This window comes from Streptomyces sp. NPDC086077, assembly GCF_040686175.1.
GTDB lineage: Bacteria > Actinomycetota > Actinomycetes > Streptomycetales > Streptomycetaceae > Streptomyces.
Genome location: NZ_JBFBJT010000304.1, coordinates 1 through 2,143, shown reverse-complemented (window position 1 = coordinate 2,143; position 2,143 = coordinate 1). Strand labels below are relative to the sequence as shown.

Genomic DNA, 2,143 nt, shown 5'->3' with positions numbered 1-2,143 from the left:
TGTCCGAGGGGGGACTTGAACCCCCACGCCCGATAAAGGGCACTAGCACCTCAAGCTAGCGCGTCTGCCATTCCGCCACCCGGACGAGGTGTCTGTCGCGCTGGGTTGCCCCCGCGGCGACGACGTAAACATTACCAGGCTTTCGAGGGTGGCTGATCACACCCCCGCGCGGGCCAGGACCGCCGTGAACGCCGTGTGACGGGCCGGGAGCGGTCTTGGGGAGGGAGCGGGCTCGGGGGGAGGATGAGGGGGACCACCAGCGGCGACTGCGGAAGGAAGCGGCGTGAGCGACACGGGCACGGCCGAAGGCGTCACCGGCGAGGACGAGGTCGTCGACCTCTGCCGCGAACTGATCCAGATCGACACCAGCAACTACGGCGACCACTCGGGGCCGGGTGAGCGCAAGGCGGCCGAGTACGTCGCCGGCAAGCTCGCCGAGGTGGGCCTCGAACCACGGATCATCGAGTCGCACAAGGGCCGCGCCTCCACCGTGGCCCGGATCCAGGGCGAGGACCCGTCCCGGCCCGCGCTGCTCATCCACGGCCACCTCGACGTGGTACCGGCCAACGCGGCGGACTGGACCCACCACCCCTTCTCCGGCGAGATCGCGGACGGCTGCGTGTGGGGCCGCGGGGCCGTCGACATGAAGGACATGGACGCGATGACCCTCGCGGTCGTCCGCGACCGGCTGCGCAGCGGTCGCAGGCCCCCGCGGGACATCGTTCTCGCCTTCCTCGCCGACGAGGAGGCCGGCGGGACCTGGGGTGCGCGTCACCTGGTCGACAAGCACCCCGAGCTGTTCGAGGGCGTGAGCGAGGGCATCGGCGAGGTCGGCGGGTTCTCCTTCACCGTCAACGAGCAGCTGCGGCTGTACCTCGTCGAGACCGCCCAGAAGGGCATGCACTGGCTGCGGCTCACCGTGGACGGCACGGCCGGGCACGGCTCGATGACCAACACCGACAACGCGATCACCGAGCTGTGCGAGGCGGTGGGGCGGGTCGGCCGGCACAAGTGGCCGGTGCGGGTCACCAAGACCGTGCGGTCCTTCCTCGACGAGCTCTCCGACGCCCTCGGCGTCGAACTCGACCCCGAGAACATGGACGAGACCCTCGCCAAGCTCGGCGGCATCGCAAAGATGATCGGCGCCACCCTGCGCAACTCGGCCGCGCCCACCATGCTCGGCGCCGGCTACAAGGTCAACGTCATCCCGGGACAGGCCACGGCGCACGTCGACGGGCGGTTCCTGCCCGGTCACGAGGAGGAGTTCCTCGCCGACCTGGACCGGCTCCTCGGCCCCCGTGTGCGGCGCGAGGACGTGCACGCCGACAAGGCGCTGGAGACCGACTTCGACGGCAACCTCGTCGACGCCATGCAGAGCGCGCTCAGCGCCGAGGACCCGATCGCGCGGGCCGTGCCCTACATGCTCTCCGGCGGCACCGACGCCAAGTCCTTCGACGACCTCGGCATCCGCTGCTTCGGCTTCGCGCCGCTGAAGCTGCCGCCGGAGCTGGACTTCGCCGGGATGTTCCACGGCGTCGACGAGCGAGTGCCGGTGGACGGGCTCAAGTTCGGCGTGCGGGTGCTCGACAGGTTCATCGACGCGTCCTGAATTGGCCCACTGAAACGACACTTCAGTATTCGACCGTGTGTGCGCCGCGTGACCGTGAGGGGTGAATGCGCTCATCAGGTCGTAGCCCTATTAGTTCCTCCTCGTTACTGGTGATGCGATCAGCTACTTGGGATCGCATTGCCAACAAGGAGGAATAATGATCAAGAAGGTCGTCGCCGCTGCGGCTGCCACCGGTGGCCTGGTTCTCGCGGGCGCGGGCCTCGCCGTCGCCGACTCGGGTGCCCAGGGTGCCGCCGTGGGTTCCCCGGGCGTTCTGTCCGGCAACGTTGTTCAGGTTCCCGTGCACGTCCCCGTGAACGTCTGCGGCAACACGATCTCGGTGATCGGCGTGCTGAACCCCGCCTTCGGCAACACCTGCATCAACAAGTGACGGTGCCTTTCTAGGTTCGTCCACGCCGTCGGGGGCGGGGGGCCCCCCCAGAGCCCCCGGGGCCGGCCCGCGGATTAAAGTCGGGAAAGGGGGGGGGGGCCGGATAAAGAGAGCGAGGGGGGGGGGGTGAAATGTTGTTAAAG

The 2,143-nt window shown here is 68.9% G+C and carries 2 protein-coding genes and 1 tRNA gene; 2 read left to right on the top strand and 1 reads right to left on the bottom strand.

What is annotated here, in order from left to right; translation table 11 throughout:
* Positions 1-85 (bottom strand) — tRNA-Leu (locus tag AB0O67_RS37225).
* A 198-nt stretch (positions 86-283) separates the two neighbouring features.
* Here AB0O67_RS37225 and AB0O67_RS37220 point away from each other — a divergent pair.
* Together AB0O67_RS37220 and chpH are read left to right on the top strand one after the other, a co-directional pair.
* On the top strand, positions 284-1,609 hold the full coding sequence (locus AB0O67_RS37220; RefSeq protein ID WP_365460516.1) for a M20/M25/M40 family metallo-hydrolase: 1,326 nt from the start codon (positions 284-286) through the stop codon (positions 1,607-1,609).
* Positions 1,610-1,766: 157 nt separating this feature from the next.
* Positions 1,767-2,000 carry a chaplin ChpH gene (chpH, locus tag AB0O67_RS37215; protein ID WP_365460513.1) on the top strand — a complete coding sequence of 78 codons (234 nt, stop codon included), beginning with the start codon at positions 1,767-1,769 and terminating at the stop codon, positions 1,998-2,000.
* Positions 2,001-2,143: the final 143 nt, after the last annotated feature.